This window comes from Agrobacterium sp. 22-221-1 (assembly GCF_053522445.1).
On record NZ_JBNWCL010000001.1, the window covers coordinates 157,875 to 173,274 of the forward strand.

General features: G+C 59.7%; 15 protein-coding genes. 12 read left to right on the plus strand and 3 right to left on the minus strand.

Annotated features, from left to right (window positions below; translation table 11 throughout):
• Nucleotides 1-6 precede the first annotated feature (6 nt).
• The 7 genes from ACQZ5N_RS00755 (at nucleotide 7) to ACQZ5N_RS00785 (ending at nucleotide 7,399) form a co-directional block, all read left to right on the plus strand.
• A complete protein-coding gene (locus ACQZ5N_RS00755) occupies nucleotides 7-1,017 on the plus strand; it encodes a 2Fe-2S iron-sulfur cluster-binding protein (RefSeq protein WP_448732095.1) in 1,011 nt (336 codons plus the stop codon).
• A gap of 11 nt (nucleotides 1,018-1,028) precedes the next feature.
• A complete protein-coding gene (gene cueR / locus ACQZ5N_RS00760) occupies nucleotides 1,029-1,517 on the plus strand; it encodes a Cu(I)-responsive transcriptional regulator (protein WP_003520818.1) in 489 nt (162 codons plus the stop codon).
• A gap of 72 nt (nucleotides 1,518-1,589) precedes the next feature.
• On the plus strand, nucleotides 1,590-2,534 hold the full coding sequence (locus ACQZ5N_RS00765; RefSeq protein WP_020810438.1) for an ABC transporter permease: 945 nt from the start codon (nucleotides 1,590-1,592) through the stop codon (nucleotides 2,532-2,534).
• Nucleotides 2,524-3,429 (plus strand): ABC transporter permease, encoded by a 906-nt coding sequence (locus ACQZ5N_RS00770; protein ID WP_003520821.1) that lies wholly within the window; start codon nucleotides 2,524-2,526, stop codon nucleotides 3,427-3,429. Before ACQZ5N_RS00765 ends, ACQZ5N_RS00770 begins: the two co-directional genes overlap by 11 nt.
• Before the next feature lie 140 nt (nucleotides 3,430-3,569).
• On the plus strand, nucleotides 3,570-4,652 hold the full coding sequence (locus ACQZ5N_RS00775) for an ABC transporter ATP-binding protein (protein ID WP_196377683.1): 1,083 nt from the start codon (nucleotides 3,570-3,572) through the stop codon (nucleotides 4,650-4,652).
• Between the two features lie 12 nt (nucleotides 4,653-4,664).
• Nucleotides 4,665-5,675, plus strand: coding sequence for an ABC transporter ATP-binding protein (locus tag ACQZ5N_RS00780; RefSeq protein ID WP_003520823.1), 1,011 nt, complete (start codon nucleotides 4,665-4,667; stop codon nucleotides 5,673-5,675).
• A gap of 230 nt (nucleotides 5,676-5,905) precedes the next feature.
• Nucleotides 5,906-7,399 (plus strand): ABC transporter substrate-binding protein, encoded by a 1,494-nt coding sequence (locus tag ACQZ5N_RS00785; RefSeq protein ID WP_269827844.1) that lies wholly within the window; start codon nucleotides 5,906-5,908, stop codon nucleotides 7,397-7,399.
• A 431-nt stretch (nucleotides 7,400-7,830) separates the two neighbouring features.
• Here ACQZ5N_RS00785 and ACQZ5N_RS00790 read toward each other — a convergent pair whose 3' ends face one another.
• Nucleotides 7,831-8,085, minus strand: coding sequence for a heavy-metal-associated domain-containing protein (locus ACQZ5N_RS00790; RefSeq protein WP_003521591.1), 255 nt, complete (start codon nucleotides 8,083-8,085; stop codon nucleotides 7,831-7,833).
• Nucleotides 8,086-8,191: 106 nt separating this feature from the next.
• Entirely contained in the window at nucleotides 8,192-9,649 is a 1,458-nt protein-coding gene (locus ACQZ5N_RS00795) for a TrkH family potassium uptake protein (RefSeq protein WP_448731809.1), read from the minus strand.
• Between the two features lie 80 nt (nucleotides 9,650-9,729).
• On the opposite strand from ACQZ5N_RS00795, the gene ilvA reads away from it, so the two are divergent.
• The 3 genes from ilvA to ACQZ5N_RS00810 all read left to right on the plus strand — a co-directional run bounded on the left by ilvA (nucleotide 9,730) and on the right by ACQZ5N_RS00810 (nucleotide 12,769).
• Nucleotides 9,730-11,004, plus strand: coding sequence for a threonine ammonia-lyase (gene ilvA / locus ACQZ5N_RS00800; RefSeq protein ID WP_448731810.1), 1,275 nt, complete (start codon nucleotides 9,730-9,732; stop codon nucleotides 11,002-11,004).
• Nucleotides 11,005-11,074: 70 nt separating this feature from the next.
• Nucleotides 11,075-11,386 (plus strand): HlyU family transcriptional regulator, encoded by a 312-nt coding sequence (locus tag ACQZ5N_RS00805; protein ID WP_020811123.1) that lies wholly within the window; start codon nucleotides 11,075-11,077, stop codon nucleotides 11,384-11,386.
• A 117-nt stretch (nucleotides 11,387-11,503) separates the two neighbouring features.
• Nucleotides 11,504-12,769, plus strand: coding sequence for a GGDEF domain-containing protein (locus tag ACQZ5N_RS00810; RefSeq protein ID WP_020811124.1), 1,266 nt, complete (start codon nucleotides 11,504-11,506; stop codon nucleotides 12,767-12,769).
• Nucleotides 12,770-12,812: 43 nt separating this feature from the next.
• On the opposite strand, the gene ACQZ5N_RS00815 is transcribed toward ACQZ5N_RS00810, so the two are convergent.
• Nucleotides 12,813-13,430: an FMN-dependent NADH-azoreductase gene (locus ACQZ5N_RS00815; RefSeq protein WP_080856228.1), complete on the minus strand. Its 618-nt coding sequence runs from the start codon at nucleotides 13,428-13,430 to the stop codon at nucleotides 12,813-12,815.
• Between the two features lie 149 nt (nucleotides 13,431-13,579).
• On the opposite strand from ACQZ5N_RS00815, the gene ACQZ5N_RS00820 reads away from it, so the two are divergent.
• Together ACQZ5N_RS00820 and ACQZ5N_RS00825 are read left to right on the plus strand one after the other, a co-directional pair.
• Nucleotides 13,580-14,548, plus strand: coding sequence for a LysR family transcriptional regulator (locus tag ACQZ5N_RS00820; protein WP_003521584.1), 969 nt, complete (start codon nucleotides 13,580-13,582; stop codon nucleotides 14,546-14,548).
• A gap of 272 nt (nucleotides 14,549-14,820) precedes the next feature.
• Nucleotides 14,821-15,363, plus strand: a complete 543-nt coding sequence (locus tag ACQZ5N_RS00825; RefSeq protein WP_448731811.1) for a DUF2087 domain-containing protein — start codon at nucleotides 14,821-14,823, stop codon at nucleotides 15,361-15,363.
• Nucleotides 15,364-15,400: the final 37 nt, after the last annotated feature.

The window sequence follows — 15,400 nt, forward strand, 5'->3', positions numbered from 1 at the left end:
GACATGATGACGCCTGGCAACACAATCTATCTGCCGCAGATCGGACGCAGCATCATGGCGGCGCAGGGTGAGACCGTGCTTCAGGCCGCACTGGCGGCAGGGGTTACTTATCCGCATGGCTGTCGCATGGGCCGCTGCGGCGCCTGCAAGTCGCATCTCATTTCCGGCGAAATCGATCTTCTCAAGCATACGCCCTTCTCCTTGACCGAAGAGGAAAAAGCCGATGGCCTGACGCTTGCCTGCCGGGCCGTGCCGTTGAGCGACATGACGATCAGCTGGCTCGACGGGGCGGATGAGATCGCCGATATTCCGACCGGCCGCTTTGAAGGCGTGGTTGCGGAGGCGGTGGACGCGACGCATGATATCAAGCTCATCCGCATCCGGCTTGACGATCGCGGGCAGTTTACCTTCAAACCCGGACAATATGTGCGCCTGCTTTATCCTGACTGTTCGCCGCGCGATTATTCCATTGCCAGCAGGGTGGATGAGGAACTGATTGAATTCCACATCCGGCATGTTCCCGGCGGCATGACGAGCGGCCGCATCTTCTCGCTCGCAAGCGCGGGTGACCCCGTCACGATAGTCGGGCCTTTCGGCTCTTCGTTCCTGCGGGAAAAACATTGCGGGCCGATCCTCGGTATTGCCGGCGGTTCGGGGCTCGCTCCCGTCAAGGCGGTTGTCGAGGCGGCGCTCGCAACGGGCCGCGAACGACCGGTTCATGTCTATTTCGGCGCGCGCGCCGAGCGTGATCTCTATATGCTCGACCGCTTCGGCGATCTTGCCGCGCGGCATGGCAATCTGAGTTTCGTTCCGGTTCTCTCGCATGAGGAACATGCCGATATCCGATGCGGTTATGTCGGTGCGGCCGTGGCGGATGATTTCGACGATCTCGATGGCTGGAAAGCCTATATTGCAGGCCCGCCGGCCATGATCGAGGCGACGGTGCCGCAACTTCTGGCGCGCGGCATGAGCACCGCCGACATTCATGCAGACGTGTTTTTCACCCCGGAAAGATAGGAGCAGGATCGATGAATATTGGCACAGCCGCCACCGCATCCGGTGTTTCTGCGAAGATGATCAGGCATTACGAGACAATCGGCCTGATCAAATCGGCAAACCGCACGGAGTCGGGATACAGGGTCTATACGGCCAATGATCTGGAAACGCTGCGTTTCATCCGGCGCGGACGCGATCTCGGCTTCTCCATCGAAAAGATCAGGCAGCTGATGACGCTCTGGCGCGATCCGGGCGGCGCCTCCTGCGATGTCAAACGCATCGTCATGGAACATGTCGTCGATCTGGAAGCGAAGATGCATACGCTTCGCGAGATGGCCGACACGCTGCGAAACCTCGCAACCTATTGCCCTGACAACGGTGAGCCGGATTGCCCGATCATCCATGATCTCGCCCATGCCGAGGATATCGATTTTACGACCGTGGCCATCGTGCCCAAGCGCACCGGAATGCTGAAGGGCACCTCCGGTCCGGTGATGGATCTACAGCGCCCGGTGAAATAAGCGCCCGTTTTCCTTTGGGAAACGGGCGTGGATTGCAGTGCAGACGCCAATAGTGGTGAAGGAGACCAAGCCATGTGGATACAGATAATACAGCGCTTCCTTATTCTGTGCCTGATGCTGGCGATCGTGTCCGTCATCGCGTTTCTTTTGCCCTATATGGCGGGCGGCGATCCGGCCCGCACCATTCTCATGTCGCGCATGCGCGATACGGCGCTCGATCCTCACGCGGTCGAGGCGCTCAGGGTCAGCCTCGGACTGGACCGCCCGCTCTATGTGCAATATTTCGCATGGTTGTCGGGCGCGCTGCGGGGCGATCTCGGATTTTCCTTCACCAGCAGCCAGCCGGTCGCCGCCGAGCTTTTGCGGTCGCTCTGGGTGTCGGTGACACTGGCGCTGACGGCGCTGGCGGTCGCGGTGGCCGTCGCCCTGCCGCTCGGCACCCTGGCGGCGATGCGTCCCGGCGGTCGGCTGGACAATTTCGCGACGCTGATGATCCAGACCTTCGTTGCAACGCCTGAATACTGGTTTGCGCCCATGTCGGCGCTGGTCTTCGCGCTCTATCTCGGCTGGTTACCCTCGGCCGGATGGGATAGCTGGCGTTCGCTGGTGCTTCCCGCACTTACCCTGACGCTGCGGCCGCTCGCCTATTTCACCCAGGTGACGCGCGCCGCAATGGCCGAGGTTCTGCGCGCGCCCTATATCACGGCGGCCCGCAGCCGCGGTCTCGGCATGCATGGCACCGTTATGCGCCACGGCATCCGCAACGGCTCGCTGCCGGTGGTCACCTTCTTCGCCCTGTGGCTTGCCGGCCTGCTTGGCGGATCGGTGGTCGTGGAAGTGATCTTCGCCATTCCCGGCATGGGCCGGCTTCTCTACGACGCCGTGGTCAATCGCGACATTCCGATGTTGCAGGGCGGTTTCATCTGCATCGTGGCGCTCTCCATCCTGATCAATACCCTGGCCGACAGCTTTTATGTCCTGATCAATCCAGCAATGCGAGCTCACCATGACCATTAGCCACTTCCCGAGCGCGCCTGCCGCCGCCATGCCGATGACCACGCCCAAGCGCCCTTCGAACCTCGCCCGGTTCACGGATTTCATCCGCCGCCGGCACTGGACCTTCTATGCGGGATCGGCGATTTTTCTCGTCATCATCCTGCTGCTAGTGATCGCGCCGTGGATTTCGCCCTATGATCCGGCAAAGCAGAGCCTTCGGCTCAGGCTGAATGCGCCGAGCGCCGCCTATTGGCTTGGGACGGACCATCTCGGGCGCGATGTCTTGAGCCGGTTGTTGATCGGCGGCCGCTTCACGGTCACGATTGCCGCCATCACCGTCATTCTGTCGGTGGTGATCGGAACCTTCATCGGCATCATCAGCGGCCGCAGCCGCGGCATCCTCGACGAAGTGCTGATGCGCATCGTGGACCTGCTCATCGCCATACCGGACGTGGTGATCGCGATTTTCCTCGTCGCCATTTTCGGTCCGGGATATGGCACGCTGATCGCGTCGCTGACCATCGTTGGCTGGACACCTTTTGCGCGGCTGGCGCGGGGGCTGACGCTCTCGATCAATTCCCGCGAATATATCCGCGCGGCAGAGGTGCTCGGCTGCACACGGCGCTTCATCATCTTCCGGCATATCATTCCCAACACGATCTGGCCCATCGCGGCCGTGGCGTTCCTGCGCTTTGGCCACAAGCTGATCACGGTGGGCGGATTGTCGTTTCTGGGCCTTGGCGTACAGCCGCCGGCCGCCGACTGGGCGCTGATGCTGGCCGATGCGCAGGCTTACGCGGAACGGATGCCCGTTCTCGTCATTGCACCCGGTCTGGCGATTTTCCTGGCGGCGCTGAGCGTGACGTGGATCGGCCATGGCCTGAACCTGGAAACGAAGAAAACCAACGGTCATTGACGCCTGCCAACGGGCAATGGGTCGATTTGACGATTGTCAAACATAGATGACGCAACGGAACCGGAAGGAGAGTAATATCGTCTGAAGCCGCATGAAGAATACGCAATGCCTCCGATTCAATAAAAATAAGGGGAACTCTTATGAATATCGAAGGACAAACGCTTGCCAATACGGCCATGTCCCCTGAATGCGCACCGCTTCTGGAGATAGAGGACCTGCACGTTTCCGTGCCGGCGCAAAATGGCCGCAAGTTTGTTATTTCGGGCCTGACGCTTTCCGTCAACGCCGGAGAAGTCGTCGCTCTCGTCGGCGAATCCGGGTCGGGCAAGAGCATGACGGCGCTGTCGCTGATGCGGCTTTTGCCGCAGGGCGCGGAAATCAATTCCGGCCGTATTTCCTTTGCCGGGCGCGATATTCTCGCTCTTTCATCTTCCGAACTCGATGCGCTGCGCGGCGCCGATATCAGCATGCTGTTCCAGCAGCCGCAGGCCATGCTCGACCCGACCAGCCGGGTGAGGACGCAGGTGGCGGAGCCGCTCTGGATTCACCGTAAAATGAGCCGGCACGCCGCGCTTAACCGGGTCGTCGGCCTTCTGTCGGATGTCGGCATTCCCGATCCGTCGGCGCGGGCTCAGTGCTTCGCGCATGAGCTTTCCGGCGGCATGGCGCAACGTGTGATGATTGCGGCCGCACTCTCCGGCAACCCGCAGCTTCTGATCGCCGACGAACCGACGACGGCGCTTGATGTCACCGTCCAGGCACAAATCCTGCGCCTGCTCGACGACGAGCGCCGCAAGCGCCGGCTTGCCACGCTGCTCATCACCCACGATCTCTCGGTCGTCGCCGCCTTCGCGGACCGGATCGCGGTCATGTATGCCGGCCGCATCGTGGAGGAGGGGCCGACCCAGGCGATCCTCAAGGCGCCGCAGCACCCCTATACCAAGGCGCTCATCAGCTGTTCGCTGTTGACCACCGACAGCGAGGGACAGTTGCTGACGATCCCCGGCTCCAGTGCGCAGGCCCATGACATGTCCTGCGGCTGCCGGTTTCATCCGCGCTGCGCACTTGCCAATTCGGCAGGCATGAGCGGCCGCTGCATGGCCTCGGAACCGGATCTGAATGCCTTGCCCGAAGGGCGCAAGGCGCGGTGCTGGGCGGTCGGCCACGACCATGCCAGCCATGATCATGCCGGTCACGATCATGCCAGCCACACGGTCTGCTGAGGGAGGGCGACGATGCTAGCGACAGCGACGACACAGACCCCGCCATCGGCGGAAAACGGCAAGCGGCCCTTCGTGGTCGCGAAGAACCTCTGCAAATATTATCCCATATCGGGCTTCGGTCACCGTGTGGTGAAATCCGTCGACGATGTTTCCCTGACCATCGGCGAGGGGGAAGTGCTTGGTCTCGTCGGTGAATCCGGATGCGGCAAAAGCACGGTTGCCGGGCTGATTACGCGGCTGACCCATGCAACGAAAGGCGAGGTCAGCATCGGGCAGAACGATATGCTGCACATGCAGGGCGAGGCGCTTCGGCGCATGCGCCGGGTCGTGCAACTGGTGTTTCAGGACCCTTATTCCGCGCTCGATCCGCGCATGCGTATCGGCCAGAGCATGGAAGCGCCGCTTGCCCAGCATGGCATCGGCACGCGCGAGGAGCGCACGGCCCGGGTTTTCCGGATGCTGGAAGAGGTCGGCCTCGACGGCTCTTTTTACGATCGGTATCCGAGCCAGTGTTCCGGCGGCCAGTTGCAGCGCGTCGTCATCGGCCGCGCGCTGCTTCTCAATCCGAGCTTCCTTGTCTGCGACGAACCGACATCGGCGCTCGACGCCTCGATGCGCACGCAAATCCTGAACCTTCTGATGGACATGAAGCGCCGTCACGGTTTGACGGTTCTGATGATTTCCCACGATCTGCGCGTGGTGCGTTATCTCTGTGATCGCATCGCCGTGATGTATCTCGGACGCGTCGTTGAAATCGCCGACCGGGAGGAACTTTTCCGGGCGCCGAAGCACCCCTATACCAAGGCTCTCATAGCATCGTCGATGCTGGACGAGACGGGGTTATATGCACCGGAGATGCTTCTGGACGGCGATCTGCCGAGCCCTCTCAATCCTCCCAACGGCTGCAAATTCCATACCCGCTGCAAATATGCGACCGAGATATGCGGCGAGGTGGAACCCGTTCTGGAAGGCGTTTCCGGCGAGCATTTCGCGCGCTGCCATCGCTGGCGGGAATGGGGCTGACGGACAACGCAGTTACAGTTTTCTGTTGCCGTAAAAACAGATGAATTGTGTGTTTGCGGATTAATATCGGAATAAAATTCCGAGTATAAAAAGTAAAATAGATAATATTCGAATGGATAATCGAGAGATATCCATATGGTATTCTTATTGCCTTTGTAATGATTGAGTGAAATTTCGTGAAAATATACGAATTGTGAGCGTTGTCATCAAAAATAAAAGGGGAATATTCTATGATGAAGCACGCACTTTTGGCGTCATGCGCCATTGTGGTTTCGTTTGGAACGCATGCGGCAGAGGCCGCCACGATTACCTATGACGATAATTTCGGTGTGAAGACCGGCTGGCAGATGGCTTCTGACGACGCCTATCTCGGTTCGCGTGCGGGTTGTTTCGAAAGCCTGGTGCGTGTCGGTTATGACATGAAGCTGGAGCCAAGCCTTGCCGAGTCCTGGAAGCAGACTGATCCCAAGGTGTGGGAATTCAAGCTGCGCAAGGGAGTCAAGTTCCAGAACGGCGAACCGCTCGATGCCAAGGCAGCGGTCAATGCACTGAGCAATCTCTTAAAAGCACCCGTGCCCGCCCGTGCCTTCTCTCCGAAGCTGATTGCCGCCGTCGAAGCCGGCGGCGATGATGTGGTGAAGATCACGACGATCGAACCCTCTGTGCTGCTGCCGGCGCAGATGGCAAGCCCCGCCACCTCCATTCTCGCTCCATCCGCCTATAAGGACGGCAAGGTCGATCCGATCGGAACCTGCACCGGGCCTTTCAAGATCACCGAGGTCGATCCCAGCCAGCATATGGTTCTGACGGCCAATCACGACTATTGGGGCGGCATGCCGAAACTTTCCGGCGGCCGTGTCAATTTCGTGCCCGATGCCGACACACGCGCCACCCAGGTCCGAACCGGGGAAGCGCAGGTTTCGCGGCTCGTGCCGCCATGGACGGTCAAGACCATCGAATCGACCGATGGCGTCAAGGTCGCGCCAATCCCGTCGCCGCGTATCACCGAGTTGCTGCTGAACAATTCAAAGCCGCCTTTCAACAATATCAAGGTGCGCCAGGCGATCCAGGCCGCCATCGATACGGGTGGTATCGCCGAGAGTATCTATGAAGGCGTGGTCAAGGGTGCGACCATGCCTTTTGCGGCCGGCGAGCCATGGGCTGCAAAGGAAACCAAACCCGCTTATGACGTGGAAAAAGCCAAGGACCTTCTGAAAGAGGCCGGCGTTGCACCCGGCAGCCTGAAGGTAACGCTCCTTGCCTATACCGCAAAGACCGAACTCAAGGACGTCGCGGCGATCATCCAGGCGCAGTTGCAGGAAATCGGCATCAAGGTCGATGTCCGCGTTGCCGATTACAGCGCCATCGAGCCCGATATGCTGGCCGGCAACTTCGACATGGCGCTGCTGTCTCGCGGTTACGCCACCGATGTCGCCGAACCGGCCGGTTTCCTGAATGCCGACTACACCTGCGGCGGCAGCTACAACATTTCGCATTATTGCAATGCGGAGACGGACAAGCTGATCAAATCCGCCTATTCGGCGGGTGAACCCGCCAAGCGTTACGCCATTTACGGCGAAGCGGCGAAGAAGATTTATGACGAAGCCGTCTCCGTCTTCCTCATCCACGAGACCGTGTTCGACGCCTATTCGGCAAAGCTCGAAAACTACAAGCCGCATCCGCTGAACTATTTTGTCATGACCAAGGATCTGGCGACAAAGTAAGTTGGTGTGATGGTGCTGATTGAGAGGGACCCGGCTCGCAAGAGCCGGGTCTTTTTTGTGATGAGGCCCTTGAACCTCTCCTCCGTCATTCCGGCCTTGAGCCGGAATCCAGCCAGCCCAAGTCCTTGGGCTTAAAGGAGTCTTCCCGCCGTACAGACGCACGTCGACTGGATTCCGGCTCAAGGCCGGAATGACGGAGGAGAGGAACAGACAGGTTCACAAGGCCGGTGTGACGGCATGTGGATGATTCGCTTTATTAAACTGGAAAAATCTCCTCCGTCATCCCTGATTGAAAGGGAGAGGGCATTCGCCATCGGGGAGGAAAGAGGGACGGATGCCGTCCAAAACCCGTCACATAATGCAGCGTGAAGCGGGGCAGGTGGGGCGATCCGGCGGCTGCAGGGATGAAGCGCCGCCGGTATCTCTTCGGATCAGGCGCGCGCTTCCGGCGTATAGCCTGCAGCGGTGATGATTTCGGCAATACGTGCCGCATCGGAGACGCCGCCAACCACGACCGTGCGGCTTGCCGGATCGGCATGCACGGCAGCGCCGGGAACGGTCTTTTCGATCGCGCCCTTGATCACTCCGGCGCAGTGACCGCAGGTCATGTCTTCAACGTGAAAAGAAAGGTCTGCATCAACCGGTGCCGTGGTGGTTTCGGCGTGATGCTGGTGAGCGGTGCACATAGGCGGTTCTCCATGGTTTGGAATTCTAACAGGAGCAGCCTGGACTATTCCAACGTGGGAAGGTCAAGCGCTTTATTCGCCGGCGCTCAACAAGTGTGCCACGACATCAGCTGCGCCAGAAGATCGGCATCAGCAGCACCAGGACCGTCAGGATTTCCAGACGTCCGAGCAGCATCAGGACCGAGAGGAGATAAAGCGCGGGATCGCTGATGGTGGAGAAATTGCCTGCCGGGCCGATGATCGGGCCGATGCCGGGTCCGACATTGGCGAGCGAGGTCGCAACGGCCGAGGTGGCGGTCAGGAAATCGTAACCCATCAGGCTCATGGCAAGGCTGCCGGCGATCCACAGGGCGATGAAGCAGCTGACGAACAGGAAGATCGTCCGTATCGTATCGGGATCGACCACCTGCTGGCCGTAACGCACCGAATAGACCGCGTTCGGATAGATCAGCTTCTTCAGCCCGGCGCGCACCACGTTGAACATGATGAGAAAACGATAGGCCTTGATACCGCCCGCTGTCGAGCCGGAACAGCCGCCCATGAAGGTGGCGAAAAAGGCGACGACGACAACGAAAGGCCCCCAGAGCGTATAATCGTCGCTGGCAAAGCCGCCGGTCGAAAGGATCGAGGTCATGTTGAAGAAGGAGTGGCTGAGCGCATCGTCCAGCGGCACGCCGTTCCTAAAATGATGGTAGACGCCAACCGCAATCGAGATCGCACAGAGATAACCGAGGAAGACGGCGATTTGCGGGTCGCGCAGCGTTTCCAGCCGGCGGCGCACCGCAAGCAGGATCATGACCGAGAAGGGCAGGCTGCCGAAGATCAGGAAGATGGTGGCGATCCACAAGAGCGCCGTATTGTCGAAATAGGCGAAAGACGCGTCATGGGTGGAAAAACCGCCGGTCGCGACCGTCGACATGGCATGGTTCAGCGCATCGAAATGCGACATGCCGGCAAAATCGTAAGCGATCGTACAGGCAAGCGTCATGATGATGTAAATGGCCACGAAAGCCCGGGTGAAGCTCGCCAGCCGCGCGAAAGGCCGGTCGTTGCCGGTATCGGAAGATTCCATGCGGAAGAAGGTCATGCCGCCGACGCGCAGCAGCGGCAGGATGAAGAGGCCAAGCGCCACGATACCGATACCGCCAAGCCAGCACAGCAGAGAGCGCCAGAGAAGGATGCCCTGCGGCGCGTTGTCGAGACCGGCAATGGCTGTCGATCCCGTCGTCGTAATGGCGGAAACGGATTCGAACAGCGCCTGGCCGAGCGTCAGGTTGAGTTCGGACAGGTAAAGCGGAACCGCGCCGACAATGGAAAACACCAGCCAGAGCAGGTTGACGAGCAGAAAGCCGAAACGTTTGTTGAAGGCCGCAATCGGCCCGCGCGTCGCCAGCGCGCAGGCAAGCGCAAAGCCCCCGCACATGAAACCCGACAGCGCAAACACCATCCAGTCGTCATTGCCGTAATATAGATCGGTGAGCGCCGGCACAAACATGGCCGTCGCCATGTAAAGCCCAAAGATGGACGCCACATATATGACCGAGCGCAGAAGGTTGCTGTTCAAGAAATGAAACCCGGAGTTTGTTGCCGCGCTGAAATGAGTCTTTGTCTCGGACGTCTTCCTATGGCATAGCGGGTGCCATTATGAATTTCAATGGATTGACTATTGTGGACAAGCAGCTTGTGGAAGCAGCGCGGCGAGAAGTGCGGGAAATATTCCCCGAAACGCCGTTGCAGTTGAATGAACATCTCAGCCGTCGGTATGGCGCGTCGATTTGGCTGAAGCGTGAGGATCTGTCCCCGGTTCGTTCCTACAAGATTAGAGGCGCATTCAACTTCCTGCGCAAGGCGGTGGCCAAGGCCGGCAAGGGCAAGGTCTTCGTCTGTGCTTCGGCCGGCAACCATGCGCAGGGCTTTGCTTTCGCCTGCCGTCATTTCGGTGTTCACGGCGTTGTTTTCATGCCGGTGACGACACCGCAGCAGAAGATCGAAAAGACCCGCATCTTCGGCGGCGAATTCATCAGCATCCGTCTGGTGGGCGATATATTCGACCAGTGTTACGCCGCCGCCCGCAAATATGTTGAGGACAATGACGGCTACATGGTGCCGCCCTTCGATCATGAGGACATCATCGAAGGCCAGGCGACCGTCGCTGCCGAAATCATGGATCAGCTTCCGGAAGGCACGAAGCTGGATATCGTCGTCATGCCGGTTGGCGGCGGCGGTCTTTCTGCCGGTCTTTCGGGCTTTCTCGCCGGCACGGTCCGCAAGGAGAACTTCGTGTTCTGCGAGCCGGAAGGGGCGCCGAGCTTGAAGAAAAGCCTCGAACGCGGCGAACCGGTGACGCTTACCAAGGTCGACAATTTCGTCGACGGCGCCGCCGTTGCCCGCATCGGCGACCTGAACTTCAAGGCCCTGAAGGATTTTCCGGCCGAGCAGGTCATGCTCATCCCGGAAAATGCCATCTGCGTGACGATCATCGAGATGCTGAATCTCGAAGGCGTGGTGCTGGAGCCAGCCGGCGCGCTGGCGATTGCCGCGCTGGAGAAGCTCGGCCGCGAGAGGCTGGAAGGCAAGACGGTCATTGCCGTGGTTTCCGGCGGCAATTTCGATTTCGAGCGCCTTCCGGATGTGAAGGAACGCGCCATGCGTTATACGGGCGTGAAGAAATACTTCATTCTGCGCCTGCCGCAGCGCCCTGGCGCGCTGCGCGATTTCCTCAACCTGCTCGGCCCGGATGACGATATCGCCCGTTTCGAATATCTGAAGAAATCGGCCCGCAATTTCGGTTCGATCCTGATCGGCATCGAAACCAGCGCGAAGGAGAACTTCGCCGGCCTGCTGGAACGCTTCGAAGCCGCCGGTCTCGGTTATGAGGACATCACCGAAAATGACATCCTGTCGAACCTGATCATCTGATCGGAAGAGGCAGGGAAGGGCGGATCACCTCCGCCCTTCAAACGTGACATAGATTGAGGGAGTGAAAGCCATGGCATCGTTTTTTTCCAAAATCCTCTCGGCCTTCGGCTCCGGCCAGCCGTCCTCCGACGCGCCGCAGAAGACGGCCCAGGCGGAGCCGCATGCGCATGGCGACTATCTGATCTATGCGACGCCGATCAAGGAAGGCGGCCAGTTCCGCCTGGCGGGCCGCATCGAAAAAAAGGCCGGCGATGAAGTGCTGGTGCATGAATTCGTGCGCGCCGACGTCTTCACCAGCATGGACGATGCGGTTGAGTTCACGATCCGCAAGGCAAAGCTCATCATCGACCAGAACGGCGCATCGCTTTTCCCAGGAAAATGATGACGCATTCTTGCCGCGGATATTAAGATTCCATTGTTTGCTTCGGCCTATCGTCTCTAGAGAGCATGGAGTCGCGCCAATCAACCCGCGCGATATGGATCGATAGGGCATGTGCCGATGCAATGGGCAAATCTGGCCCTCTTTCTGACGGAGGCCATCGTCTATTTTTCGGTAATGACGGCATTCCTTCATTACCGGCATATTCTCGGCATCGGTGTTTTTCTCACCGCGCTGGGCGTCATGCATTTTCTGGAGACCTATCTGGCGGCCGTCTTTTACGTGCAGCTGCCTTTCGGTGTGGCGTCGCCCGGCTCCTCGATCCTTTTTGCCGGCAAGCTGATGATGATCCTCATGCTCTATATGCGGGAGGACGCGGCGGTCGTTCGACAGCCGATCTACGGCCTGTTTCTCGGCAATATAGTGACGGTCGCCATGGCGCAGATCATCCGTTTCCACCAGACGGTGGCGATCGTTCCCGGGCAGTCGGTCAGCACCGCATTTCTGGATGAGATGGGCGTGCTGATGGTCTGGGGAACCAGCCTGCTTTATATCGACGCCATCGCCATCATCCTGTTTTACGAAAAGCTGGGGCGTTATCTGCAGCGCCATATCGTGCTGCGCTTCGCGATCTGCGGCGTCGTTATCCTGAGCTTCGATCAGGCGGGTTTTTATGGGGCGCTGCGATTGCTGTTCAACGCACCTCTCGATGTCTTTTACGATGGTTGGAAGGCGAAGATGGCGGCAGTCGGCATCTATTCGCTGCTGTTTGCCACCTATCTCTGGCTGACATCGGCCAAGGGCCGCTTTCTGACACGCCGCAGCGTTGCCGATGTCTTCAACGATCTCACTTTCAGGGAACGTTACGAGGAGCTTCTGTCCCGCTCCGGACGCGATATGCTGACCGGCGTGTCGGACCGCGCCCGCATGGAGCTCGATGCGCCCTCCGTCGTCGTGGAATGCCTGGAGAAAAAGCGGCCGGTGAGCGTGCTGATTGTCGATATCGATCATTTCAAGACCGTCAACGATACGTTCGGGCACCTGCAGGGCGATGAGATCTTGCGGGAATTCGCCGCCGTCCTGAAGCGCGCCGTGCAGCCGCTGGGGCATCTCTACCGCTTCGGCGGCGAGGAATTCGTGGCGCTCCTGCCGGCGATGACGCATGAAACGGCGCTGGCATTTTCGGACAGTCTCCGGGCCGCGATCCTTGCGGACCTGCAGCGGCCGGACGGTTCGCCGCTGACCGTCAGTATCGGCGTCGCCACCGCTTTCGAGGATGGACAGCTTTTCCGCGCGCTCCTATCGGAGGCCGATGCGCGGCTCTATGCGGCAAAAAATAACGGCCGGGACCAGGTCCACGGCCGTTACGGAATGTGGGTCGGCTGATACCGGCAATCCTGGCCGGCATCGCCCAGACATTCGATGTGCCTCAGGCGGCCTGCGCCAGCTCGGCAACCTTGGCTTCAGCGGCGGCCACAGCCTTTTCGACGGCTTCCGGACCGAATGCCAGGCCTTCGACATAGATGACTTCCACATCGGTCATGCCCATGAAGCCGAGAACGGTCTTCAGGTAAGGAACGGCATGGTTCATCGATACGGCTGGGCCTTCGGAGTAAACGCCGGCAGCGGCCAGAACGATGTAGACCTTCTTGCCGGTGGCGAGGCCGACTGGGCCGGTTTCGGTGTATTTGAAGGTCTGGCCGGCGCGGGCGACATTGTCGATCCACGACTTCAGGCCGGAATAAATGTTGAAATTGATGAGGCCGGTGCCGATGACGACGGTATCGGCGGCCAGAAGCTCGGTTACCAGCTTGTCGGAATAATCGGCGGCAACCGCTTCTTCGGCGGTGCGCTGGTCGGGCGCCTTGCGGATGGCGGCGGTCTTGACGGTGTCGAGATGCGGGATCGGGTCAGCAGCGAGATCGCGGTGGACAAGGGTGTTGGAAGCCGACTTGGCCTTCAGCTTGCTGGCGAGTTCACCGGCAAACTTGTTCGAAACCGATTCGTCGCCACGCGGGCTGGAGGTGATGAGAAGAATGTTGGACATGGTCTTTCCTTGCATATGCGATGAATTGACGGGCGCCTTGGGAGGGCGGGAGAGCACGATGCCCTTCCTTTGCGCTCTATATGAAAAATTACTGCCATCAAGAAAACTGTGATAATGTGGAAGCAATCTATCGATGAAATGGATGGGACATGGACGCGAACCCAACACTGGATCAATTGCAGGTGTTTTTGACGGTTGCCGAGACCGGCAGTTTTTCCGCCGCGTCACGGGCGCTCAATCGCGCCCAGTCGGTGGTCAGCTACACCATCGCCAATCTCGAGGCGCAGCTTGAAGTGACGCTGTTCGAGCGCAGCGGCGTGCGCCAGCCGAAGCTGACGGATGAAGGCCGCGCCATGCTGGAGGATGCAAGGCGCATCGTCGCCGGCCTGCAGGAGATGCGCGCCCGCGCCAAGGGCCTGAAGCAGGGGCTTGAGGCGGAACTCTCGGTCGCCATCAGCACCATGGTGCCGGCGGAGGCCATGGTGGCCGTGTTGCGGGATTTTCGCCAGCAGTTCCCAACCGTCACCCTCAGCCTCAATGTCGGCGAGCTGGGCATGGTCATGGAGATGGTGCTCTCCCGCAAGGCAGGTATCGGCATTGGCGGGGCGATGCTGCGCCAGGACGATGAACTCGTCGTCGAAAAGGTCGGCCATTCCTTCATGTTGCCGGTCGTTGCGTCGGATCACCCGCTGGCGCAGATCGAGCGGCCGCTGGGCCTTGCCGATGTGCGGGAGGAGGTTCAGCTTGTCGTCACCGATGCATCCGGCCTGACCAAGGGCCGCGATTTCAATGTGCTTTCCTACAAGACATGGCGGGTCAGCGACATCGCCACGAAATACCAGCTCATCAAGGGCGGTCTGGGTTGGGGCGGTCTGCCCGCATCGATCGTTCGTAACGACATCACCAATGGCAGCCTCAAGGCGCTTGAACTCGAGGCCTATGAACAGGGCGAATATCCGCTCTTTGCGCTGCGGCGGGTCGATTCACCTGCTGGCCCTGCCGGCCAATGGCTTGCCGAAGCATTTCAGCAACGCCTCTCTGCCTGCCCGAACCACAAGGATTTCAACGGGATGCTTGCGGCGCACAAGCAGAGGAGCATTTCTGTCGCCGCTGAGTGACATTGTCAAATTATATCTGGACCGAGCGTGGCCACCTTCTCCCCGGTGGGGAGAAGAAACGCGCGGCAACCTCGGCGCTATGCCAGCAAGGCCAATTGACGTGGGCGGGTCGCCTGCCTATACCTAAATCACGGTCAGCAGTTCACCGAGGCATCGCCGTCCCGCAAGGGAAGCTAAACCTGCATTTTTAAAGTTTGACAGCACTTATCCCGTGCCATGTCGGAAGCCGGCGATCAGCGACACCTTTTCGGAATGGCACTTGAGGGTAAGTCATGCCACGTTCGATTCTTTCCATTGATATCGCCGACCTCTCGACTTTCGCCAAATCCGTCCGCGAACAGATCGGCAGGCTGGACCGAAAGCCAAGCCATGTGGAGATGCTCAATCTTCTGAGCCGCGCTGCCGGGTTCCGAAATTTCCAGCATCTGCGAGCCTCACGCGAGCCATCCGATGACAGCGGACCATCCCGGCCAGAGATGCTGCCGGCAGCTAATGAGGGCAGGGTGCTGAAGACCGTTCGTGTCTTCGACGCCGCCGGCCGGCTGATGCAATGGCCGGCCCGCCGCTCCCAGCAGGAACTGTGCCTCTGGTATCTATGGGCGAGAATTCCCGCCGGGCGGAGCTTTTCAGAGCGCGAATTCAGCAGCGTTCTGGATAGTCTGCACCTGTTCGGGGATGCGGCCATGCTGAGGCGCGACATGGTCGGCCTGAGGCTCATCCGCCGTAACCGTGACGGCAGCGATTATCGGCGTATCGAGCAGAAACCGCCATTGGAACTGCCGCTTCTGCTGCGAGCGCTCGGTGGGCGCGATTGAGGTGATAGCCCTCGGTATCGCCGATAGTTTCCATCAA